The sequence below is a fragment of the Methylorubrum sp. B1-46 genome (assembly GCF_021117295.1).
Taxonomy (GTDB): domain Bacteria; phylum Pseudomonadota; class Alphaproteobacteria; order Rhizobiales; family Beijerinckiaceae; genus Methylobacterium.
In genome coordinates this window covers 396,605-416,751 of sequence record NZ_CP088247.1, presented here as the reverse complement: position 1 = coordinate 416,751, position 20,147 = coordinate 396,605, and the positions used below count along the sequence as shown (strand labels likewise).

Genomic DNA, 20,147 nt, shown 5'->3' with positions numbered 1-20,147 from the left:
TCGGTCGGTGCCTCTTTTTTGTGCGGATGCGAACAAGCCTCGTCTTTTAGGCCACTTGGAAGGCTTGAAACATCGTGCTTATAGCGTCGGCCAAGGTCGCGCCGTTCGTCACGCGCGCACCAGGATAAACAGGGAGTGTCACGATGGCTGCAAGCGCAGCGCCGGCCTGGACTGGGCAGACGGCGGAAGCCAAGGACCTTTACGAGCTCGGCGAAATTCCCCCGCTCGGACACGTGCCTGCCAAGATGTACGCTTGGGCGATCCGTCGTGAGCGCCATGGGCCGCCGGAACAGTCGCACCAGCTCGAAGTGCTTCCCGTGTGGGACATCGGCGATGACGAGGTGCTCGTCTACGTCATGGCCGCGGGCGTCAATTACAACGGCGTCTGGGCCGGCCTCGGTGAGCCGATCTCGCCCTTCGACGTGCACAAGGGCGAGTACCACATCGCCGGTTCGGACGCCTCGGGCATCGTCTGGAAGGTCGGCGCCAAGGTGAAGCGCTGGAAGGTCGGCGACGAGGTCATCGTCCACTGCAATCAGGATGACGGCGACGACGAGGAGTGCAACGGCGGCGATCCGATGTTCTCGCCGACCCAGCGCATCTGGGGTTACGAGACCGGGGACGGATCCTTCGCCCAGTTCTGCCGGGTGCAGTCACGCCAGCTCATGGTCCGGCCGAAGCACCTGACCTGGGAAGAGGCGGCCTGCTACACGCTCACCCTCGCCACCGCTTACCGCATGCTGTTCGGTCATGCGCCGCACACCGTGCGTCCGGGCCAGAACGTGCTGATCTGGGGCGCCTCGGGCGGCCTCGGCGTGTTCGGCGTGCAGCTCTGCGCGGCCTCGGGCGCCAATGCCATCGCGGTCATCTCGGACGAGTCGAAGCGCGACTACGTGATGAGCCTCGGCGCCAAGGGCGTCATCAACCGCAAGGACTTCGATTGCTGGGGCCAGCTCCCGAAGGTGAACAGCCCTGAGTACAACACCTGGCTCAAGGAAGCTCGGCGGTTCGGCAAGGCGATCTGGGACATCACCGGCAAGGGCAACGACGTCGACATCGTGTTCGAGCATCCGGGCGAGGCGACCTTCCCGGTCTCGTCGCTGGTGGTGAAGCGCGGCGGTATGGTGGTGTTCTGCGCCGGCACGACCGGCTTCAACATCACCTTCGATGCCCGCTACGTCTGGATGCGCCAGAAGCGCATCCAGGGCTCGCACTTCGCCCACCTCAAGCAGGCCTCGGCCGCCAACCAGTTCGTCATGGACCGGCGGGTCGATCCCTGCATGAGCGAGGTGTTCCCCTGGGACAAGATCCCGGCCGCCCACACCAAGATGTGGAAGAACCAGCACCCGCCGGGCAACATGGCCGTGCTCGTGAACTCCACCCGCGCCGGCCTGCGCACGGTCGAGGACGTGATCGAGGCTGGGCCGCTCAAGGCGATGTGAGCCCGCTCGATTTGAAGTGAGAGAGCCCGCGCATTCCTCGGAATGCGCGGGCTTCTTTCGTTGGAAGACTCCGTCGGTCAACGCGGTCAATCGGCCAAGGCTGGCCTGAAGAACGTCGTGCCGAAAGGAGCCCCGTCGCGGTCCGCGAGGTCGCGTGTGCAATGCACGACCCGACGCGCTGAGCCGACAGGCCGCGCGACCGGCAAACCTTTCCGTTCGGCCTCAGGCCTCGCCGCGGGCGACGAGCGCCTCGTACTCGGACACTTCGAGGCGGCCTTCCTTGGCCACCCGCGCCTTGTCCTCGTCGCTGATCACGTCGCCGGCGAGGTCGAGTCGCTTCCAGGCGGCCAGCGGCGTCTCGCGGTTCGGGCGGGGGACGTACTTGTTCTGCTCGAGCTTCTTGTACTTGTGAATGTAGCGCGGGCAGTTGACCCAAATCTTGGTCACATCGACCTTCACGAGGTACTTCGCCTCCGTGTACTCGGCCATCAGCGGGTCGTCGCGCAGAAGCGAGGCGTGGCCCTGCACCCGGATGCGGTGCGGCGTCTCGAAGTCGATGAACAGAAGGCCGACTTTGGCCTGCCCCGCGATGTTGCCCACCGAGTAGAACATCCCATTGCCGTCGAAGCCGGGAAACACCAGCGTCGAGCCGTCGACCACTTTCACGAACCCGGTCGGGCCGCCTTTGTAGGAGACGGTCGGCATGCCGTCGGGATCGACGGTAGACAGGAAGAACATGTCGCGCGAGCCGATGAAGGCGGCTTCCTCCGGCTGGACCGTCTCGTGCACCCAGTCCTCGTCGAGGCGGACCGCGAGCTTGGTCGTGCCGAATTCCTCTTGGAGGGCGCGGTGCGCCTCCGAGTAGAGCGATGCCATAAGCGTCTCCTCCGGGGCCCGTTGCCTCGGGCCTCCTCGGGGAGCGTTTAAGGCAAAGATGAGAGGCCGCAAACGGCCCACGAAAAAAGGCCGGTCACGCTCGCGCGAACCGACCCTTCTTCGACACAGCGGAGGCCGAGCAAAGCACGGCCTCCCGATTTTCAAATTAGTTCTTGGACTTGTCGACCAGGGCCTTCTCGGAGATCCACGGCATCATGCCGCGCAGCTTGGCGCCGACTTCCTCGATCGGGTGAGCGGCGAGCTTGGCGCGGGTGGCCTTGAACGAGGTCTGGCCGACCTTGTTCTCCAGCATCCAGTTGCGGGTGAAGATGCCCGACTGGATGTCGTTGAGGACGCGCTTCATCTCGGCCTTGGTCTCCGGCGTCACGATGCGCGGGCCGGTGACGTACTCGCCGTACTCGGCGGTGTTCGAGATCGAGTAGTTCATGTTGGCGATGCCGCCCTCGTAGATGAGGTCGACGATCAGCTTCACCTCGTGCAGGCACTCGAAATAGGCCATCTCGGGGGCGTAGCCCGCCTCGACCAGGGTCTCGAAGCCGGCCTTGATCAGCTCGACGAGGCCGCCGCAGAGCACGGCCTGCTCACCGAACAGATCGGTCTCGCACTCTTCCTTGAAGGTCGTCTCGATGATGCCGGCGCGGCCGCCGCCATTGGCCGAAGCATAGGAGAGGCCGAGGTCGTGGGCGTTGCCCGAGGCGTCCTGGGCGATGGCGATCAGGGTCGGCACGCCGCCGCCCTTGAGGTACTCGCCGCGCACGGTGTGGCCGGGGCCCTTCGGGGCGACCATCAGCACGTCAAGGTCCTTGCGCGGCTCGATCAGGTTGAAGTGCACGTTGAGGCCGTGGGCGAACAGGAGGGCGGCGCCCTGCTTCATGTTGCCCTCGAGCGACTCCTTGTAGATGTCACCCTGCAGCTCGTCGGGGGTGAGCATCATCACCACGTCGCCCCACTTGGCGGCGTCGGCGACGTTCATCACCTTGAAGCCTTCGTGCTCCGCCTTCTTGGCGGTGGCCGAGCCTTCGCGGAGCGCGATGACGATGTCCTTCACGCCCGAATCGCGCAGGTTGAGCGCGTGGGCATGGCCCTGGGAGCCGTAGCCGACGATGACGACCTTCTTGCCCTTGATCAGGTTCAGGTCGGCGTCGCGATCGTAATAGACGCGCATGGTTGTGTCCTCTTTCGTATCAGTCGTTTCGGTTCAGGGTTTCGCCTGGCCGTAGAGGGCCAGGAACTGCTCGACGGCTCGGGCCGCGTCGCTCCGGATCCCGGCGGCGTCAAGATCGAGCGCGTCGCCGAGAAGAAGTCTGATCTGGATATCGCGGCCAACCAGACCGAAGAAGGTCCGGAACGCCGCCTCGCTGTCATCGAAGGCGAGAAGGCCCGCCGCGCGGCCGGCTTCCAGCACCGGCTTCACCCGTTCGCCGATGGCGAAGCGCCCGTTCGCCAGCACGATGCCGCCGAGATTGCTCTTGGCCGAACCGGCCTCGGCAATGGCGATGCGGTTGAGCGCCACCGACGTGCGGCTGCTGATCACCGCGAGCCAGCTCTCGGCGAAGTCGAGGAGGTTGTCCCGCAGGGTATCGGCGTCGAGCCCGCTGACCTCGTAGCGGCCCGCATGGACCCGCGAGGCTTGCCAGCGCACCGTCGCCGTGAGCAGGCCGTCGCGGTCGCCGAACCACTTGTAGAGCGTCTCCTTCGAGCAGCTTGCCCGGCGCGCCACCGCATCCATGGTGAGCGGATCGCGCCCATCGACCATCAGTGCCAGTGCGGCGTCCAGCACGGCCTGCTGACGCGGGGAGGGCCGCTCGGTTGGAGGCTCTTCCAAGGTGATGGCGCTTGCCTGCATGTCCCGGCTAACGAACAGTACCGTACCGTACGGTACGCTCTCCTAGACGACTCGGTTGGGAGCGGCAAGCCGCGAGCGCACGATCGGTTGTGGTCGTTTTCGCCGTCATGATTCTGTCGTGGCGGTGCGGAAGTCGCTTGCCGAGCGCCGAACCTCGGCGTATACGGCCCTCCGTCGCCACGGCGACGCCCGTGCCGTCCTCCGCAGGCGGCATAGTGGGGCTTGGGTGCGTAGCTCAGCGGGAGAGCATTCGCTTCACACGCGAAGGGTCACAGGTTCGATCCCTGTCGCGCCCACCACGCCCACTTCAACGAAATTCGAATTCTCGTTCAAATCGCGTTCTGGGACACCGAACGCATTTGACGCTGGCGCATCAGCATGTTCGGTTCGCTGCGATTCGCATCATTTGTGCGTTCGCGGAGACTGCCTTTTGCCGATTCTCATTATCTTTGCCGCCATCATTGCCAGCGTTCTGTTCTGGCTTCTGCGGGCCCACTACGCGGTCAAGCAGCTCAAGGAGATCGATCAGGACACCAAGGGGCTCCAGCGCCAGGCGAAGTCCGCATTCGAGAACATCATCGGGACGCCGCTGCAGCGGGTGAACGACGTGCGCCTCGCGGCCGTAATCCTGATGATCCAAATCGTGCGCACCGGCAGCCCGATCACGGCCTCCGAGAAGACCCGCATCCTCGAGCTGATGGAGAACCCGCTGGAGATCCAGACGATCTCTGCGACCTTCGAGCGGGCCTGGCGCTACACGCAGGAGCGCCGACCCTTCTCCCTCGCGGCCGACCCGCTGCTCCCGCTGCTTCGCGACAAGCTGACTGAGGCCGAGCGGATGCAGCTCGTGGACATGCTGACGAAGGTCGCCTCCGCCCATTCCGCCCCGAGCGAGTTGCAGCGCGAGGCGCTGGTGCGGCTCAAGCGGCGCTTGAGCGGCGGCAAGCCGACACTCGCCACGAGCCGTTCCGGGAATTTCGGGTGATACGGCTTCCGGCTGATCCGGTCGGGTCTGCCCCATCTCCTCCGTCATCGCGAGGCGAAGCCATCGACCGGAAATCGTATGAGACGTCACACGCCGTAATCGAACGAAAAAGGCCGCCCCCTGGGCGGCCTTCTCGCAGGCCCGCCTCAGAGCGGGATGTTGTCGTGCTTCTTCCAGGGCTGCTCCATCTCCTTCGTGCGCAGCATCCCGAGCGCCCGCGCGATGCGCTTACGGGTGGAGTGAGGCATGATCACCTCGTCGATATAGCCGCGCTCGGCCGCGACGAAGGGCGAGAGGAAGCGGTCCTCGTACTCCTTGGTCCGCTCGGCGATCTTGGCCTCGTCGCCGATCTCGGCGCGGAAAATGATCTCGACCGCGCCCTTGGCGCCCATCACCGCGATCTGCGCCGTCGGCCAAGCGTAATTCAGGTCGGCGCCGACATGCTTGGAGGCCATGACGTCGTATGCGCCGCCGAAGGCTTTTCGCGTGATGATGGTCACGAGCGGCACCGTCGCCTGAGAATAGGCGAAGAGCAGCTTCGCGCCGTGCTTGATCAGACCGCCATATTCCTGCGCCGTTCCGGGCAGGAAGCCCGGCACGTCGACGAAGGTGACGATCGGAATCGAGAAGGCGTTGCAGAAGCGCACGAAGCGGGCGGCCTTGCGCGAGGCATCCGAGTCGAGCACGCCGGCCAGAACCAGCGGCTGGTTGGCGACGAAGCCGACGGTGCGACCCTCGACGCGGCCGAAGCCGGTGATGATGTTGCGGGCATAGGCTGCCTGGATCTCGAAGAAGTCGCCTTCGTCCACCACCCGGCGGATCAGCTCGCCCATGTCGTAGGGCTTGTTCGGGTTGTCCGGGATCAGCGTGTCGAGCGACTTGTCGAGGCGGTTGACGTCGTCGAAGCTCTCGATCTCCGGCACGCCCTCGATGTTGTTGGCGGGCAGGAAGTCGAGCAGGCGGCGGATCTGCAGGATCGCCTCGACGTCGTTCTCGAACGAGCCGTCGGCGATCGACGACTTCGAGGTGTGGACTTTGGCGCCGCCGAGTTCTTCCGCCGTGACGACCTCGTTGGTCACGGTCTTCACCACGTCCGGGCCGGTCACGAACATGTAGCTCGTGTCGCGCACCATGAAGATGAAGTCGGTCATGGCCGGCGAGTAGACGTCACCACCCGCGCAGGGTCCCATGATGACCGAGATCTGCGGGATCACGCCGGAGGCGGCGACGTTGCGGCGGAACACCTCGCCGTATCCGCCGAGCGCCGCCACGCCCTCCTGGATGCGGGCGCCGCCGGCATCAAAAATGCCGATGATCGGCGCGCGCATCTTCAGCGCCATGTCCTGAACCTTGACGATCTTGGCCGCGTGCGCCTCGGACAGCGAGCCGCCGAACACCGTGAAGTCCTTCGAGAACAGGAAGACGGTGCGCCCGTTCACGGTGCCCCAGCCGGTCACCACGCCGTCGCCGGAGATCTTCTGCTTCTCCATGCCGAAATCGGTGGAGCGGTGCTGGACGAACATGTCGAACTCCTCGAACGACCCGTGGTCGAGCAGCAGTTCGATGCGCTCGCGCGCCGTCAGCTTGCCGCGCTTGTGCTGCGCCTCGAGCCGCTTTTCCCCGCCGCCGAGACGGGCCTGCGCGCGGCGCTCTTCAAGCTTCTCGAGAATATCCTTCATGGTCCGGCGAGACTCCCTGACGATCGAAATCGTTTATTGAATGCAGATCACAGCGTAAGAGCTTGACCTTGCATCGATCGATCGCCCTTAGCACGCGTTCCCGCACTCGGAAACGGCTCGGCGGGCGTCCATTGGGCCAATGCTCGGCGATGGCATGCACCTCATGTGGGCCCGGCTCGTCGGCCGGACGCGGGCTCGCCCGTGTTGACGAGCGGCGTCGGCTCGACCGGTGCGGACGGGGCGCGCAGGTAGCGCTGCTCAGGACGAGCAGGGCAGCGACGGTGATAAGGGTGACCTGCCGGGTGTCGCGTCGAAGGATCGGCACGTTCGTCTCGAAACTCAGACGAGACCGAGAGTGGAGCCTGCGCGAAGCGAACCGATCGTGCGGAGAAGCGACACTTGAGTTTCGGTAGACGGTTACTTTCTCATTGCTCCAAGAAAGGCATCCTGCCCATCAAGTGATCGCATCCAATGAAAAAGTATGGTGCCTCTCAGGGGCTGCGCTGGGCGACGAGTGCGGCCGCGTCGAATTCGGTCCGGCGGTGGGCGAGACGGGCCTCGGCCTCCGCGTCGCGCCCCCAGATGCTCGCCTGATAGCTCTCGTCGATATGGGCGGCCGCCCAGGCTTCGTCCGCGCTCAGGCGCCGGTGCAGCACCGCCAGCGCGATCACGAGGGAGCCAGTCAGCGTCGTCAGAGCGTGAAGCGCCGCCAGCCGGAACGGGTCGTCGACCGCGTCGATCGCCGCGCGAAGCGCCGCCACCGAATCCTCCGGCTGCTCCACATGCATGACTCCCTCAGCGAGGAACAGCCGCGCACCCAGCGCCTCACCGGCCCAGTCTACCAGCGGATCCCAGGCGGCGGCCTGCTCAGCGACGAGGCGGTCCGGCGTTCCGGCGCGGTAGGCAACGAGGTCGGTGCCGGCAAAGGCGCCGAGATCCTCTGCCACTGCGGCGCGGCGCTCGACGACGCCGTCGATGGTCGTGTTGACGAGCCGGGTCAGTGGCATCGTGCGCGGATCGATCACCGTCTCCTGTGCCGTCCATTCCGCCGCGAGCGCTTCACCGAGCCCGAGATCGGGGACGACGAGCGGCCGGCGGCCGGGTGTGTTTGCGCCGCGCCCGTCGAGCACCAGGCGGAAGCCACCCTCGGCCTCCGCGACGCCGGCCTGCGCGTAGAAGCGCTTGGGCAGCGTCGGTGCTGTGCTCGCGCGGGCGGCTCGGATGGGATCGAGTTGTCCATCGCCGCCGGGCTCGCCGAGCCAATCGCGGGTCACGTCGTCGCCTGAAGTGCTCATGCTTCGCAGATAGGATGTCTCGCAGCCTCGTGCGAGTCGTCCGCTGCGGCCAAGAGCAATTCTCTACGAGGCGGCAAGGCGCGGCGAGACCGGGCCGGCTTTCGAGCCGTCGAGAGGACCCGAGAACAGGTCGCTCAGGGAGGCTGCCGTATCGACCACCGTCACCGCGCCGGCGCCGAACAGCGCGCCGGGCGTGTGGTAGCCCCAGCCGACGCCGATGGCCGCCACGCCCGCGCTCCGGGCCATCATCATGTCGTAGGTGGTGTCGCCGATCATCACTGTCATCGACGGTTCGGCGCCGGCTTCGCCCATCGCCTGGAGCAGCATCGCCGGATCGGGCTTGGACGGCGCGTCGTCGGCGGTCTGGATCGTGGCGAACCAGCGCTCCCAGCCGTGTTTGTCCACAAGATGATCGACGCCCCGGCGCGACTTGCCCGTGGCGATGCCGAGTTGAATGTCGTCGCGTCGATGCAGACGCTCGACCAGCTCGGCCATCCCCGGAAACAGCGGCTCCTCGTAATCCGGATCGACGCGCAGCGTCTGGAACGCCTTGCGGTAGCTGTGCGAGAGTGACTCGATCGGCCCGGCCTCGCCGACGAGACGGCGAAACGCTTCGGGCAGGGACAGCCCGACGACGGAAAGCGCTTCCTTGCGCGCGGGCGCTTCGAGCCCGTGCTCGGAAAAGGCACGCCGCTGAGCTTCCACGATCAGGTGCTGGCTGTCGACGAGTGTGCCGTCGACATCGAAGACGATCAGCTTGAGCACGAACGCGTCGCCTCGAAGGCTCAAGGGCGACGGACGGGCGCCGGCTGCGAGGCCGGGCGCCGCTCGTAACCGAGGCGGCAGCGAACGAGGAACCGGCGGCGCGCGCCTCCCGAAAGCTTGCGGCGATGCGATTCGCGGTTGCAGGCGGCGTAGGAGATCCGCCGTCGGCGCTCGGCGGCACGCATGCCCTGGCCCTGCGACCGCGGCGCTTGGGCCGCCTGTGAGGGCGGGGCGGCGGAGGGCGGTTGTCCCTGGGGCAGTGCCGGCGGCTGGCCTTGGGGTTGCCCTTGAAGCGGCCCTTGGGCTTGCCCCTGCATCGGACCCTGCGCCTTGTCGCCGGGCGGTGCCGCGCCGACCGGCGTGACGGCGCAGACGAGGCCGGCAAGCGCGACGGAGAACAGCGTGACGGGCCTCATGCGATCCTAAAACCTCGTAGCGGCGGCCAGCAGCGGGACGAAGGCGTCCGTGAGGCGGGGCGGCAACCGGTCGCCACGCCTCATCGGTTCGCACCGATAGAAGCACCTCGCCGTGTTCCCGTCCACGCGGAAGGCTTACGATGCGACACCTATGGCAAGAGCCCCGACTTCCAAGGCGCTCTGCGCTTTCGTGAAGGGCGGGCGGCTCAGGCCTCCGGCGCCTCGACGATCGGGTCGTAGCGCGCGGCATCGAAGCCGAGCAGGTTCCAGCTCTGGGCCATGTGCGGGGGCAGCGGCGCGCTGACATCGACCGGCTGGCCCGTGCGCGGATGCGGGATCACGATGCGGCGGGCCAGGAGATGCAGACGGTTCTGGATGCCGCCGGGTAGCTCCCAGTTCTCCACGTCGAAATATTTCGGGTCGCCGACAATCGGGTGGCCGATATGCGCGGCGTGGGCGCGCAACTGGTGCGTCCGGCCCGTGACCGGCTTAAGCGAGAGCCACGCGAGCTTCTGCGCCGCCTGATCGACGGTGGCGTAGTAGGTCAGTGCGTGGCTCGCGCCCTCGTCGCCGTGCTTGGCCACCCGCATGCGCGCGTCGGCATCGGTGGGCTCGTCCTTGACGAGATAGGTCGAGACTCGGCCCTGGCGGGTGCGGGGCACGCCGGCCACCAGCGCCCAGTAGATCTTTCGCGCGGCGCGGGAGCGGAAGCTCTTGGCCAGCGTCGCGGCGGCGAGCCGCGTCTTGGCGACGATCAGGCAGCCGGCGGTGTCCTTGTCGAGGCGGTGGACGAGGCGCGGGCGCTGCCCGTCCGGCCCGGTCAGCGCCTCCAGGAGGCCGTCGACATGGCGCACGGTGCCCGAGCCACCCTGCACCGCCAGCCCGAACGGCTTGTTGAGGATCATCATGTCCGCGTCCTCGTAGAGGATCAGCGAACGCAGGAACTCGGCATCCCCGTCGATCTTGGCGGCGCTGCGCGGGCGGTCGGCCGGCTGCTCCAGCTTGAGCGGCGGCACCCGCACGCTCGATCCCGGCTCGAGACGATCGTTCGGCTTGGCGCGCTTGCCGTCCACCCGCAACTCGCCCTTACGGACGATGCTCTGCACGCGGGTGAAGGGAAGCTGCGGAAAGCGCGCACCGAGGAAGCGGTCGATGCGCATCCCGGCCTCGTCGGGGGCGACGGTCAGTGTCTGCACGCCGCTCGCCAGCGTCGCCGAGGCGGCCGCGCGCTGCTCGCGCCGGGTCGGGCCGGCAGGCGGTGCAGGGGACTCTGCCCGCTTAGAATCGGCCCACGTAGAATCGGCCCGCGCCGACTTGGCAGCGGAGGCTCGGGGGGCCGACGGCCCGGCGCGCTCTCGAGAAGGATCCGCCTTCGGGGCGGCCGTCCTTGGCTTGCGCGGCGGGCGCGGCGCGCTTTCGGCTGCTGCGTCGTCGCCCCAGGGCGAGCGGTCGCTGACATCGTCGCCGCGGTTGCGCGCGGCGCGCTGGGCGGCGTCCTTGGCTGAGGTGCGCGGTCCCGTGCCGGGGCGCGGCGTGTAGCCGCCGGGCCCGCGTTTCGCGCCGGACCCGCGATGTGGAGGACGTCCCTTCATGCGCCGCTGCTATCATCCTGAGATGACGGCGCAAAGCGTCGCCGCTGATGGGAGCATCGATTCTCTGTCCGCGACCGCGTCCAGCGCATGGCGCGAGGCGTCAGCGCCCGGTGCTGCTCCCGCCACGGGACATCCCGGTTCCGGTCGAACCGCCCATGCCGGTTCCGGTCTCGCCGACACCGGCCGAGCCGCCGCCCCGCGCGCCGACGTTGCCGCCCTGGCCGGTTTCCGAGCCGCTGCCCGGCGCCTGCCCCGACGCGCCGACGGAGCCGGCGGCCGCTCCCTCGGCGCCGCTGTTCGCGCCGCTTCCGCTTGTCCGAGAGCTGCCGGGGCCCGCCGGGTCGCCCGCGGACTGGGCGCGAGCGGCGCCCATCGGCGCGAACAGCAACAGGGCGGACAGCGCCAGGCCCGTCCGCAAATTGTGGGCCGGACGGATCGTCTTCGGTCGCGCGAACATGCGGAATCTCGCCTGACGGGGTGGGCTCATCCCACCGGAGGGGGTCCGGGACATGCGCAAATCGGCGGCGATTGTTCCGTGCAAGGAGGTTCGGGGAAGACCGGTCGCGTCAGGCCGCGAGCCGCGCCGCCTCCAGGGTGAGGCCGAGCCCGACCGAGCCGAACGTGTCGCCATCGACCACCCGCGCCGTCGGCACGCAGGCGGTGAGCGCCGCACGCACATGCGGCAGACCCGTCGATCCCCCGGTCAGGAACAGCGCGTCGATCCGATCGGCGGATAATTCGGCTTGAGTGAGGCATCGGTCGATCCGCTGCGCCATCCGGCGCGCGAGGTCGTCGGTGTGCCCGGCGAGCCGGCCGCGATCGACATCGGCCGCGAGGCCCGGTTCGACCCAGTCGAGATCGACCGTGCCGACTCCCGCATCGGAGGCGGCGATCTTGGCGCCCTCGACCGCCATGGCGAGTGAGTGCCCGCGCTCCGCCTCCACGACCGTGCGCAGACGGGTCACGAGTTCCGGCCGGGCGGCGTCGCGCACCACCTCATCGATCTCGCGCAGGGTCTTGGGATTGTAGAGCCGGTTGATGCTCGACCACGTGGCAAGGTCGTGGAAATAGGCGTTCGGCACGGCCAGATCCGCCCGCCTCATCGGGCTCCCGAGACCGAGGAGCGGCATCACCGCACCGAGGCTCAAGTTGCGGTCGAAGTCGGTGCCGCCGATGCGGATGCCGTCATTGGCCAGGATGTCGTCGGCCCGCTCGTCGCGCCGGTGCCGCTCGGGCGAGAGCCGGACGATGGAGAAGTCCGAGGTGCCGCCACCGATATCGGCGATCAGCGCGATTTCCTCGCTCGTCACCATGCGCTCGTAATCGAGTGCGGCGGCGATCGGCTCGTACTGGAAGCGAACATGGCGGAAGCCGATGCTCTCGGCGATCTGCCGCAGCGTGTCCTCCGCCTTGCGATCGCCCGCCGGATCGTTGTCGACGAAATGCACCGGGCGGCCATGCACCACGGTGTCGAGTTCGACGCCGGCCTCCGCCTCGCCGCGAGCCTTCACCAGGGTGAGGTAGCGGGCGATGACGTCGCGGAAGCGGATGCGCTCGCGGCCGACCGGCGTGGTCTCCTCGATCAAGGCGGAGCCGAGCACCGATTTGAGCGCCCGCATCAGCCGGCCCGGTGTGCCCTCGACATAGGCCTCGATCGCCGCTCGCCCGATCTGCGGGTCGCGGCCGGGCGCGAAGAAGATCGCGCTCGGCAGGGTGCGGTGCGCGCCCTCCAGCGGCACCAGGACCGGACGGTCTCCCGCGCCGATCCCGAGGGTGGTGTTGGACGTGCCGAAATCGAGGCCGCAGGCCGCCATGGGACCGGATCGCTTGGATTCTCGAGGGGAGGGCGGCCCCGTTACGGTCCCGCGCCGCCGAGCGCAATCCCCGATTGGTCACAGCGTGGCCTGACCCTCACGCTTCCGTGCCGAGATAGCGGCGGCGCAGATGCGCCAGGAAATCCTCCGCGCCGAGCGCCTTGCCGGTCGCGGCGAGCAGCAATTCGTCGGTCTCCATCAGGCTGGCGCGGGCATGAACGTTCTCGCGCAACCAGCCGCGCAATTGCGCAAAGTCGCCCTCGGCCAGAGCCGGGCGGATGCCGGGGTGCGCTGCGCAGGCCGCCCTGAAGAGCTGTGCGGCGGCGAGCGCCCCGAGGGTGTAGGTCGGGAAGTAGCCGAAGCTGCCGCCCGGCCAGTGGATGTCCTGCAGGCAGCCGTGCCGGTCGTCCGGTACAATCAGTCCCAGCAATTCCCTCATGCCGTCGTTGAAGGCGCCCGGCAGGTCGGCCACCGCGAGGTCGCCCGCGATCATCGCCGTCTCCAGGCGGTAGCGCAGCAGGATATGGGCCGGGTAAGTCACCTCGTCGGCGTCCACCCGGATGAAGCCGGGCTCGACGCGGGTGTAGAGGCGGTGCAGGTTCTCCGCCTCCCAGGCCGGGCCGTCACCGCCGAACGCCGCGCGAAGGGTCGGGGCGAGGTAGGCGCAGAATTCGGCCGAGCGGCAGGCCTGCATCTCGACCAGCAGCGACTGGCTCTCGTGCAGGCTCATGCCGCGAGCCTGCCCCACGGGCTGATGCCGCCACGCGGCCGGGCGGCCCTGCTCGTAGATCGCGTGGCCGGTCTCGTGCAGTACGCCCATCAGCGCGCCGGTGGCGCTGGCCTCGTCGTAGCGGGTTGTGATGCGGACATCATCCGTGGCGCCGCCGCAGAAGGGGTGCAGGCTGACATCGAGCCGCCCGCGGGAAAAATCGAACCCGACCGCCCGCATCAGCCGCAGGCCGATCTCCCGCTGGATCGCCACCGGAAACGGGCCGGGCAACGGCAGGGCAGGGGCCTGCGCCGCCTGCCGCTCGCGCACCGCGACGACGAGATCCGGCAGGACGGCCCGCAATTCCGAGAAGATCGGATCGATGCGCGCGCGCCGCATGCCGGGATCGTAGCCGTCCAGCAGCGCGTCGTAGGGATCGAGCCCGAGCGCCGCCCCCTTGGCCTCGCCGACGAGACGACGCAGCCGCAGCACCTCCTCGAGATGCGGGCGCAGCCGGGCGAAGTCCGAATCGCGCCGCGCCTCGCGCCAGATCATTTCGCAGCGCGTCGTCGCCCTCGACGCGGCGGCGACGAGATCGCCCGGCACCGCGGCCGCATGGGCATAGGCCCGGCGCATCTCGCGCAGGTTTGCCCGCTCCCACGCGCCGAGACCCGCCTCGGCCTCCGCCGCCTCAAGGCGCTCGGCATTGCGCGGGTCCGTGAGGATCTCGTGGGCGAGCACGCTCAGTACGGCCAATTGCTCGCCGCGGGTATCGGAGGCGCCGTCCGGCATCTGGGTCTGCGTGTCCCAGCCGAGAATGCCGCTCGCATCCTCCAGAGCGCCGAGGCGGGCGAAGGTGGCGGCGAGCGTCGCGTAAGCCTGCATGTTCGGTCGAAATCCTTCGGTATCGCCTATGACGGTCAGTCCTCGCCGCGGCGGTCCTGCCGCAGCCGTTCCCAGTAGGCGAGCCGCTCCCGGTAGCGGGTCTCCATGCCCCTCTCCGTCGGCTCGTAGAAGTGCTGGCGCCCGAGGGCTTCGGGCCAGTAATCCTGGCCGGAGAAAGCGTCGGGCTCGTCGTGGTCGTAGCGATACCCCTCGCCGTAGCCGATGCGCTTCATCAGCCCCGTCGGCGCGTTGAGGATGGTGCGCGGCGGCGCCAGCGAACCGGCGGCCTTCGCCACCCGCGTCGCGGCCTTGTAGGCGGTGTAGACCGCGTTCGATTTCGGCGCGCAGGCGAGATAGACGGTGACCTGCGCCAGCGCGAGTTCGCCTTCCGGCGAGCCGAGGAAATCGAAGGCGTCCTTGGCCGCGTTGGCCACGACGAGAGCCTGCGGGTCGGCCAGCCCGATATCCTCCACCGCCATCCGCACGAGCCGTCGGGCGATGAAGAGCCGGTCCTCGCCCGCATCGAGCATCCGGCACAGATAGTACAGGGCCGCGTCGGGGTCTGAGCCGCGCACGGTCTTATGCAGGGCGGAAATGAGGTTGTAGTGCCCCTCCTGCGCCTTGTCGTAGATCGGTGCTCGCCGCTGGACGAGGGTCTGCAGCGTCTCCGCATCGAGGGTCTCGCCGGGACGGGCCGAGCGCCACACCTCCTCCGCCAGAGTCAGCGCGGCGCGCCCGTCGCCGTCGGCCATGCGGATCAGCGCCGCACGCGCCTCCTCATCGAGCGGGAGGGGCTGGCTGTCCATCTCCTCGGCCCGGGCCAGCAGCCGGGCGAGCGCGGCCGCATCGAGCGCGCGGAACAGCAGCACCCGGGCGCGCGAGAGCAGAGCCGCGTTCAGTTCGAAGGAGGGATTCTCCGTCGTCGCGCCGACGAGGGTGACGGTGCCGTCCTCCATGACCGGCAGGAAGGCATCGAGCTGCGCGCGATTGAACCGGTGGATCTCATCGACGAACAGCAGCGTGCCCTGGCCCGTTGCACGGCGCTTGCGCGCCGCCTCGAACACCTTCCGCAGATCGGCGATACCGGAAAAGATCGCCGAGATCTGCTCGAAATGAAGCGCGGTCTCGTGAGCGAGAAGCCGGGCCACGGTGGTCTTGCCGGTGCCGGGCGGTCCCCAGAACACCAGCGAGCCGAGCGAGCGCGAGGCGAGAAGCCGCGTCAGCGCCCCGTCCGGCCCGGTCAGGTGCTCCTGTCCCACGACCTCGGAGAGCCGCCGCGGGCGCAGACGATCCGCGAGTGGCCGGGGCGCGCCTGTCTCGAGGCCGGCGGAAACGAACAGGTCGGACATGCGTGGCATGAACACCGCAGCCCCTCCCGCCGCAAGAGCCTTCCGTTCGCGATCCGCACTTCCCACGCGAAGCCGGCTTGTGGGACAGCCCACCGCATGCTAGGGCGCATCCCGTCGATGAGACACCTCTGCGGAGAGGTGGCAGAGCGGTTGAATGCACCGCACTCGAAATGCGGCATGGGTGCAAGCCCATCGGGGGTTCGAATCCCCCCCTCTCCGCCACTCGACATCGCCTAAGCTCCTGTAAAATAACGATAATTCACTAAGCCCTTGCGCTTGGCTCCTATGTTCGTGCTACAAGGCGTCATACAGAACGTAACACACGGCCCCCATGTCTGGCGACTACCTTTTGAAGCGCGACGGCGTTTGGCACTACAGCCGACGCGTCCCTCTGAACGTCGCCGATCTCGACCGGCGCGGCATCGTCCGGCAGTCCACCCGCATCCGGGTTGTGGAAGATCCCCGCGGCGCCAAGGCCCGGCGCGTTGCCGACAAGATCAACGGGGAGCTTGAAGCATTCTGGCTCGGGCTGCTGAACGGCCAGGCCGAAGAAGCCCACAAGCGTTACGATGCCGCGAGGAAGCGCGCGCGAGGCTTTGGCTTCGATTACCTGCCAGCGGCAGAGGTGTCCCGCCTCCCCATCCCTGAGATTGTCGCCCGCCTAGAGGCTGCGTCTACGTCGGGGAGCGAGCTGCACGAACTGAGCGTGAGCGCGCTGGCCGGCGGCGTGAAGCAGCCGAAATTGATGTTGTCCGATCTGTTCGCTGAGTACGAGAGGCTGAGCGCGACGGACATTCGCGACCTCTCGCCCGATCAAGTTCGCAAGTGGCGCAACCCCAAACTCCGAGCAGTGGCTAACCTGATCCAGGTCGTTGGCGACCGGCCCATATCAAGCGTGACGCGCGACCAAGCCCTCGATTTTCGCGAATGGTGGCAGGGGCGCGTCGCAGACGAAGAGCTTGATCCCGATACGGCGAACAAGGACTTCGGGCATCTCAACACGATGTTCAAAGCGGTCGAGCGCGCAATGCGGATCGGCCTTGGCCCTGTCTTCTCCGAGATGCGCATCCGTGGTGCGTCGGGAGGTCAGCGCGTCGCGTTCCTTCCGCCCTTCGTGCAGGAGCGCATCCTGGCTGACGGTGCGTTGGACGGCCTCAACGACGAGGCGCGACGTGTAATCTACCTGATTGTAGAGACGGGGCTGCGCTTGTCGGAAGCCTGCAACCTCAACGGCGACACGATCCGGTTGGACGCTCCCGTGCCGCACGTCATCGTGCGAGCTGACGGCCGGCGCATGAAGACGGACCAGTCGGCCCGAGAAATCCCGCTGGTTGGCGTGTCGCTCATGGCCGCCCGCGCGCAACCGAAAGGCTTCCCTCGCTACCGGGACAAGGCGGCGTCGCTTTCGGCGGCAGTGAACAAGATCCTGCATAGCCGCGGCCTCCTGCCGATTGAGGGGCAGACGCTCTACTCACTGCGGCACACGTTCGAAGACCGGCTGACGAAGGTGGAGGCGCCCGACAAGCTGATGGCGGCGCTCATGGGCCACAAGTTTCACCGCCCCAGATACGGCCTCGGGCCGAGCCTGGAGCAGAAACAGGAGTGGCTTCAGCGGATCGCCTTCAAGCCGCCGTCCATGGTGTAGGCGTCAAGGAAGCGCTGGGCGCGATCTCGCGGCGCGGCCTCGGACTCTGCCTTTTGCAATTCGGCGTACAGCCGATCGAAAATGGGCGCATAAACTTCTCCGTACTGCTCCACGATGTAGGCAGCTTCCGCCGTCGCCTTGCGTAGCCTCTCGTAAGAGACGCCGCAGTCGAGGATGCCCCTCTCTCTAGGCACGATCCTCTCTCCCCTTGTCTTCGGTGGTGGGGGTGGCTCGACGGGCAACGACGTAGGCGATGAGGCTGGCGTAGGCGCAGCCCACGGCGAGGCCCCAACTGAACCCGTCGCTGACGAAGCGGCCGGCCTCGATCAGGCCCCATGTCAGGAGGGACAGGACGATCACGCTACGCATCGCCCTTCTCCTGTTCGGCGAGGGCGGCGCGGCCAGCGTCGGTTAAGGCGTAGAGGTTTCTGCTGCCGAACTCGGCTGGACCATAGAGGCCGCGAATGCCGTCAAGCTGGCCCTTTTCGATCAGCCACGAGCTTGTTGGCCCGCTGACCTTCATATGAGTCCAGTGCTTCGGCCCGCGCATGGTGCGTTTGCCATTTCGTGTCCACTCGCTTGTGTGGTTTGGCTGCGTCGCCAGCCAGTTGAGAAAGTCGCGCTGTGCGTCGGTGAGCTTACGCATTCCGCTCCCCTTCGGGCTGGAGAGGGAGGGCGGCGACACGCTTGGACGTCTCGCCGGTCAGGATGTGCCACAGCGAGCCGTTGACCCACTCGCGGCGCTCGCGGTCGTGCATGTCGATGGCGGCAATCGCCCTCTCCCGCATCCACCGCGCCCCGTCCTCAAAGGCACGGCTCTGGAGGGCGGCGATCTCGGCGGCTTGGGCTTCCAAGAGCCTTGAGGCTTCCCGCACAGCAGCGGCGGCGGCGCCAAAATCGGCCTCTATCAGGTACTGCTCGGCGCACGTCAGTGAGCAGGTCACCGCCTCGATCTCGGCGGCGAGGCTCTTGGGATCAGTGGACACGGGGCGCCTCCCAAACCACGTTGCCGTTCACGTCCTCGACCTTCACCGTGCCGGGGTTGAGCCGGATGTTGTCGTCTAGGTGGGCGGCCGGGATCTCGACCGGGTAGAAGAACAGCTTCCCGTCAGGCCCGGCGCGGAAGAACAGGAAGACGGTCAGGCCCTTGGCTTCGAGGGCGCGGCGTTGCTGGCGGTTCATGGACGACCTGCCTCCACGATCTTGAGGGCGTCTTGCAGCGCGCGGATGCGGATGGCGCAGGCGGCGGCGTCAATGGAATTGCCGGCGCGGGCGTGCTGGTCGCGCCAGTGTTCGGCCTGCGTGATGAGGGCTCGGATGCGCTCACCCATGACGGTCGGCCTCCTCACGGTTGAGCGCAGGGGTGGGGGGTTGGTGCTTCCAGGGCTGGTTGAAGAGGCGCCGGCTGAAGTCGGTCGCCTCAATCACTTGGCCCGCGCCGCCTGAACTCGACATCGTGCAGCGCTCGCAGGCGCGGACACACCACTTGTTCAAGCGCTCGTCGGGATGCGTCGGCTTGGCGTGGCCGCCCTCGTACGTGCCGGGATCGGCAGGGGCTTCCCCGACCTCATTGTCGGCGAGATAGGCGAAGTCGTCGGGATCTTCGCCGAGGCGGGCCTTCGGCCGGCCATGGATGCCCCAAGCCTTGCCGCAGTTGGCGTCGCAGATGACGACGGCGGGCTGGCCAAAATAGACGATTTGTCGGGCAATCATGGCTCTACCCCTCCCTTGCCGTGGCCGCGCGGGCGGCTTCGTTCGGCCAGTGCAGGATGGTCTTCAGCCACCAATCGGCCTCGGACATGCGGTCGTTGCAGTAGCCGCCCTGCCAAGCGGCCACGTCGCCGATCGGCGTGTAGGTCAGCCCGTCTTCGCTGGCGCCATCCTCAAGACACTTCTCGGCCTGCTGACGCTTGCGCCAATAGGCGACCTGCTCCTCGGCCTTCGCCTTCAGCGCCCTGTCCTTCGCCTCTCCCTCGGCCCGGAGCCGGGCTAGTTCGGCCCGCGCCTCGTCCCTCTCGGCCGTGACACGCGCCTTGATCCGTTCCGCTGCCGCGATGATCTCAGATCGCTCGCCATTCGGAAGCGGGGCGTCCAGCGCCGAGACCACCATCATATCGACACAGCCCGGAAGCTGCCCGAGCGGGACTTGTGCCAGAGCCGCAGCGCAGTCGGACAACACCAGGGCGTATTCGTCCCTCTCGGCCGTGACCTGCTGAAGGGCGGCGAGGAGCGGGGCGAGCACCTTGCCTTCGAGCTTCAGCATGATGCTGCGGACGATGGCTTCGCGGGCTGGCTCGGCAAGGCCGGGGGCGCCGACCTTGAGCGAGTGCCGGATCAGTTCCCGAGCGTGCTCTCGATGTTCGACCATCTCAGCGCTCCCCAGTCCGACCGGTTCGAGCGATGTGATCCGCACGCTGGATAGCAGCCTTCATCGCGTCGAAAATGCGCTCTTCGCGGTCTTCATAGTTCGTCTCGATGTCGCCGAGGACGAAGTCGTAGGTCGCGAGAGCCGCCGAAATACGCTCGGACTGGAATAGTTCTTCGGCTTCCTCGTCGCGGCTCGCACGCTGGGCCAGAGCGGCATCGACCACCGGCAGCAGGCCGCGAGCATCGGATCGCAGCGGCTCATGGTGGATGGGCCAGCGCGCGAAAATGGAGCGCCAGCCGGTTTCATGCTCCATCGCCATGTTGTTGAGCACGTTGCGGGTGCGGTCGAGCGCATGCCGCAAGTTCTCGTTCTCGTTTTGCAGCCGCTCAATCTCGCGATCGCGCTCGACCTCGCCGAATGCGCTGAGCCTAACGGTGATGTGCTCGGGATGATGGGCCAT

Annotated in this window: 24 protein-coding genes and 2 tRNA genes; 5 read left to right on the top strand and 21 right to left on the bottom strand. The window is 67.5% G+C overall.

What is annotated here, in order from left to right; all coding sequences use genetic code 11:
- Positions 1–143: 143 nt before the first annotated feature.
- Positions 144–1,442 (top strand): crotonyl-CoA carboxylase/reductase, encoded by a 1,299-nt coding sequence (ccrA, locus tag LPC10_RS02050; RefSeq protein ID WP_231345246.1) that lies wholly within the window; start codon positions 144–146, stop codon positions 1,440–1,442.
- A 222-nt stretch (positions 1,443–1,664) separates the two neighbouring features.
- On the opposite strand, the gene LPC10_RS02045 is transcribed toward ccrA, so the two are convergent.
- The 3 genes from LPC10_RS02045 to LPC10_RS02035 form a co-directional block, all read right to left on the bottom strand.
- Positions 1,665–2,318, bottom strand: coding sequence for a pyridoxamine 5'-phosphate oxidase family protein (locus LPC10_RS02045; protein WP_012452299.1), 654 nt, complete (start codon positions 2,316–2,318; stop codon positions 1,665–1,667).
- Positions 2,319–2,484: 166 nt separating this feature from the next.
- Complete coding sequence (gene ilvC / locus LPC10_RS02040; RefSeq protein WP_133089719.1) at positions 2,485–3,504, bottom strand: ketol-acid reductoisomerase; 1,020 nt, start codon at positions 3,502–3,504, stop codon at positions 2,485–2,487.
- Between the two features lie 33 nt (positions 3,505–3,537).
- A complete protein-coding gene (locus LPC10_RS02035; protein WP_231345245.1) occupies positions 3,538–4,185 on the bottom strand; it encodes a TetR/AcrR family transcriptional regulator in 648 nt (215 codons plus the stop codon).
- A gap of 224 nt (positions 4,186–4,409) precedes the next feature.
- Between LPC10_RS02035 and LPC10_RS02030 the strand changes: the two genes are divergently transcribed.
- Both LPC10_RS02030 and LPC10_RS02025 read left to right on the top strand, forming a co-directional pair.
- Positions 4,410–4,484 (top strand) — tRNA-Val (locus LPC10_RS02030).
- Positions 4,485–4,615: 131 nt separating this feature from the next.
- Positions 4,616–5,170, top strand: a complete 555-nt coding sequence (locus tag LPC10_RS02025; RefSeq protein ID WP_231345244.1) for a TerB family tellurite resistance protein — start codon at positions 4,616–4,618, stop codon at positions 5,168–5,170.
- A 146-nt stretch (positions 5,171–5,316) separates the two neighbouring features.
- Here the strand turns inward: LPC10_RS02025 and LPC10_RS02020 are convergent, their stop codons facing one another.
- The 9 genes from LPC10_RS02020 to LPC10_RS01980 form a co-directional block, all read right to left on the bottom strand.
- Positions 5,317–6,849, bottom strand: a complete 1,533-nt coding sequence (locus LPC10_RS02020; RefSeq protein ID WP_166058218.1) for an acyl-CoA carboxylase subunit beta — start codon at positions 6,847–6,849, stop codon at positions 5,317–5,319.
- A 491-nt stretch (positions 6,850–7,340) separates the two neighbouring features.
- Entirely contained in the window at positions 7,341–8,144 is an 804-nt protein-coding gene (locus LPC10_RS02015; RefSeq protein WP_231345243.1) for an ATP12 family chaperone protein, read from the bottom strand.
- A gap of 63 nt (positions 8,145–8,207) precedes the next feature.
- Complete coding sequence (locus tag LPC10_RS02010) at positions 8,208–8,909, bottom strand: HAD-IA family hydrolase (protein WP_231345242.1); 702 nt, start codon at positions 8,907–8,909, stop codon at positions 8,208–8,210.
- 20 nt (positions 8,910–8,929) lie between these two features.
- Positions 8,930–9,325, bottom strand: coding sequence for a serine/threonine protein kinase (locus LPC10_RS02005; RefSeq protein ID WP_231345241.1), 396 nt, complete (start codon positions 9,323–9,325; stop codon positions 8,930–8,932).
- 206 nt (positions 9,326–9,531) lie between these two features.
- Entirely contained in the window at positions 9,532–10,917 is a 1,386-nt protein-coding gene (locus LPC10_RS02000) for an RluA family pseudouridine synthase (protein ID WP_231345240.1), read from the bottom strand.
- A 100-nt stretch (positions 10,918–11,017) separates the two neighbouring features.
- Positions 11,018–11,374 (bottom strand): hypothetical protein, encoded by a 357-nt coding sequence (locus LPC10_RS01995; protein WP_231345239.1) that lies wholly within the window; start codon positions 11,372–11,374, stop codon positions 11,018–11,020.
- A gap of 109 nt (positions 11,375–11,483) precedes the next feature.
- Positions 11,484–12,731, bottom strand: coding sequence for an Hsp70 family protein (locus LPC10_RS01990; RefSeq protein WP_231345238.1), 1,248 nt, complete (start codon positions 12,729–12,731; stop codon positions 11,484–11,486).
- A gap of 97 nt (positions 12,732–12,828) precedes the next feature.
- The gene (locus tag LPC10_RS01985; protein ID WP_231345237.1) at positions 12,829–14,325 is read right to left on the bottom strand and encodes a carboxypeptidase M32; all 1,497 of its coding nucleotides are present in this window, start codon (positions 14,323–14,325) and stop codon (positions 12,829–12,831) included.
- Between the two features lie 35 nt (positions 14,326–14,360).
- Positions 14,361–15,674, bottom strand: coding sequence for a replication-associated recombination protein A (locus tag LPC10_RS01980; RefSeq protein ID WP_231346942.1), 1,314 nt, complete (start codon positions 15,672–15,674; stop codon positions 14,361–14,363).
- Positions 15,675–15,806: 132 nt separating this feature from the next.
- On the opposite strand from LPC10_RS01980, the gene LPC10_RS01975 reads away from it, so the two are divergent.
- Both LPC10_RS01975 and LPC10_RS01970 read left to right on the top strand, forming a co-directional pair.
- Positions 15,807–15,896, top strand: a tRNA-Ser gene (locus LPC10_RS01975).
- A 109-nt stretch (positions 15,897–16,005) separates the two neighbouring features.
- Positions 16,006–17,319 (top strand): tyrosine-type recombinase/integrase, encoded by a 1,314-nt coding sequence (locus LPC10_RS01970; RefSeq protein WP_231345236.1) that lies wholly within the window; start codon positions 16,006–16,008, stop codon positions 17,317–17,319.
- On the opposite strand, the gene LPC10_RS01965 is transcribed toward LPC10_RS01970, so the two are convergent.
- From LPC10_RS01965 to LPC10_RS01925, 9 genes are read right to left on the bottom strand one after another with little or no spacing between them, the layout of a single operon-like run.
- Entirely contained in the window at positions 17,283–17,513 is a 231-nt protein-coding gene (locus LPC10_RS01965; protein WP_231345235.1) for a hypothetical protein, read from the bottom strand. The genes LPC10_RS01970 and LPC10_RS01965 overlap by 37 nt on opposite strands.
- Positions 17,506–17,688: a hypothetical protein gene (locus LPC10_RS01960; RefSeq protein ID WP_231345234.1), complete on the bottom strand. Its 183-nt coding sequence runs from the start codon at positions 17,686–17,688 to the stop codon at positions 17,506–17,508. The genes LPC10_RS01965 and LPC10_RS01960 overlap by 8 nt, the downstream gene beginning before the upstream one ends.
- Complete coding sequence (locus LPC10_RS01955) at positions 17,681–17,965, bottom strand: hypothetical protein (protein WP_231345233.1); 285 nt, start codon at positions 17,963–17,965, stop codon at positions 17,681–17,683. Before LPC10_RS01955 ends, LPC10_RS01960 begins: the two co-directional genes overlap by 8 nt.
- On the bottom strand, positions 17,958–18,305 hold the full coding sequence (locus tag LPC10_RS01950; RefSeq protein WP_231345232.1) for a hypothetical protein: 348 nt from the start codon (positions 18,303–18,305) through the stop codon (positions 17,958–17,960). The genes LPC10_RS01955 and LPC10_RS01950 overlap by 8 nt, the downstream gene beginning before the upstream one ends.
- Positions 18,295–18,501 (bottom strand): hypothetical protein, encoded by a 207-nt coding sequence (locus tag LPC10_RS01945; RefSeq protein WP_231345231.1) that lies wholly within the window; start codon positions 18,499–18,501, stop codon positions 18,295–18,297. Before LPC10_RS01945 ends, LPC10_RS01950 begins: the two co-directional genes overlap by 11 nt.
- A complete protein-coding gene (locus LPC10_RS01940) occupies positions 18,498–18,650 on the bottom strand; it encodes a hypothetical protein (protein WP_231345230.1) in 153 nt (50 codons plus the stop codon). The genes LPC10_RS01945 and LPC10_RS01940 overlap by 4 nt, the downstream gene beginning before the upstream one ends.
- Entirely contained in the window at positions 18,643–19,032 is a 390-nt protein-coding gene (locus LPC10_RS01935) for a hypothetical protein (protein WP_231345229.1), read from the bottom strand. The genes LPC10_RS01940 and LPC10_RS01935 overlap by 8 nt, the downstream gene beginning before the upstream one ends.
- Positions 19,033–19,036: 4 nt before the next feature.
- Complete coding sequence (locus LPC10_RS01930; RefSeq protein WP_231345228.1) at positions 19,037–19,687, bottom strand: hypothetical protein; 651 nt, start codon at positions 19,685–19,687, stop codon at positions 19,037–19,039.
- 1 nt (position 19,688) lies between these two features.
- On the bottom strand, positions 19,689–20,147 hold the full coding sequence (locus LPC10_RS01925; protein ID WP_231345227.1) for a hypothetical protein: 459 nt from the start codon (positions 20,145–20,147) through the stop codon (positions 19,689–19,691).

What these genes read in the sequence shown, in the direction of transcription:
- ilvC (WP_133089719.1), bottom strand. Translation starts at nt 3,504, where the DNA reads ATGCGCGTCTATTACGATCGCGACGCCGACCTGAACCTGATCAAGGGC.
- LPC10_RS01935 (WP_231345229.1), bottom strand. Translation starts at nt 19,032, where the DNA reads ATGATTGCCCGACAAATCGTCTATTTTGGCCAGCCCGCCGTCGTCATC.
- LPC10_RS01945 (WP_231345231.1), bottom strand. Translation starts at nt 18,501, where the DNA reads ATGAACCGCCAGCAACGCCGCGCCCTCGAAGCCAAGGGCCTGACCGTC.
- LPC10_RS01980 (WP_231346942.1), bottom strand. Translation starts at nt 15,674, where the DNA reads ATGTCCGACCTGTTCGTTTCCGCCGGCCTCGAGACAGGCGCGCCCCGG.
- LPC10_RS02005 (WP_231345241.1), bottom strand. Translation starts at nt 9,325, where the DNA reads ATGAGGCCCGTCACGCTGTTCTCCGTCGCGCTTGCCGGCCTCGTCTGC.
- LPC10_RS01930 (WP_231345228.1), bottom strand. Translation starts at nt 19,687, where the DNA reads ATGGTCGAACATCGAGAGCACGCTCGGGAACTGATCCGGCACTCGCTC.
- LPC10_RS01985 (WP_231345237.1), bottom strand. Translation starts at nt 14,325, where the DNA reads ATGCAGGCTTACGCGACGCTCGCCGCCACCTTCGCCCGCCTCGGCGCT.
- LPC10_RS02015 (WP_231345243.1), bottom strand. Translation starts at nt 8,144, where the DNA reads ATGAGCACTTCAGGCGACGACGTGACCCGCGATTGGCTCGGCGAGCCC.
- LPC10_RS02020 (WP_166058218.1), bottom strand. Translation starts at nt 6,849, where the DNA reads ATGAAGGATATTCTCGAGAAGCTTGAAGAGCGCCGCGCGCAGGCCCGT.
- LPC10_RS01955 (WP_231345233.1), bottom strand. Translation starts at nt 17,965, where the DNA reads ATGCGTAAGCTCACCGACGCACAGCGCGACTTTCTCAACTGGCTGGCG.
- LPC10_RS02035 (WP_231345245.1), bottom strand. Translation starts at nt 4,185, where the DNA reads ATGCAGGCAAGCGCCATCACCTTGGAAGAGCCTCCAACCGAGCGGCCC.
- LPC10_RS01970 (WP_231345236.1), top strand. Translation starts at nt 16,006, where the DNA reads ATGTCTGGCGACTACCTTTTGAAGCGCGACGGCGTTTGGCACTACAGC.
- LPC10_RS01940 (WP_231345230.1), bottom strand. Translation starts at nt 18,650, where the DNA reads ATGGGTGAGCGCATCCGAGCCCTCATCACGCAGGCCGAACACTGGCGC.
- LPC10_RS02000 (WP_231345240.1), bottom strand. Translation starts at nt 10,917, where the DNA reads ATGAAGGGACGTCCTCCACATCGCGGGTCCGGCGCGAAACGCGGGCCC.
- LPC10_RS02045 (WP_012452299.1), bottom strand. Translation starts at nt 2,318, where the DNA reads ATGGCATCGCTCTACTCGGAGGCGCACCGCGCCCTCCAAGAGGAATTC.
- LPC10_RS01925 (WP_231345227.1), bottom strand. Translation starts at nt 20,147, where the DNA reads ATGGCCCATCATCCCGAGCACATCACCGTTAGGCTCAGCGCATTCGGC.
- LPC10_RS01960 (WP_231345234.1), bottom strand. Translation starts at nt 17,688, where the DNA reads ATGCGTAGCGTGATCGTCCTGTCCCTCCTGACATGGGGCCTGATCGAG.
- LPC10_RS01995 (WP_231345239.1), bottom strand. Translation starts at nt 11,374, where the DNA reads ATGTTCGCGCGACCGAAGACGATCCGTCCGGCCCACAATTTGCGGACG.
- ccrA (WP_231345246.1), top strand. Translation starts at nt 144, where the DNA reads ATGGCTGCAAGCGCAGCGCCGGCCTGGACTGGGCAGACGGCGGAAGCC.
- LPC10_RS01990 (WP_231345238.1), bottom strand. Translation starts at nt 12,731, where the DNA reads ATGGCGGCCTGCGGCCTCGATTTCGGCACGTCCAACACCACCCTCGGG.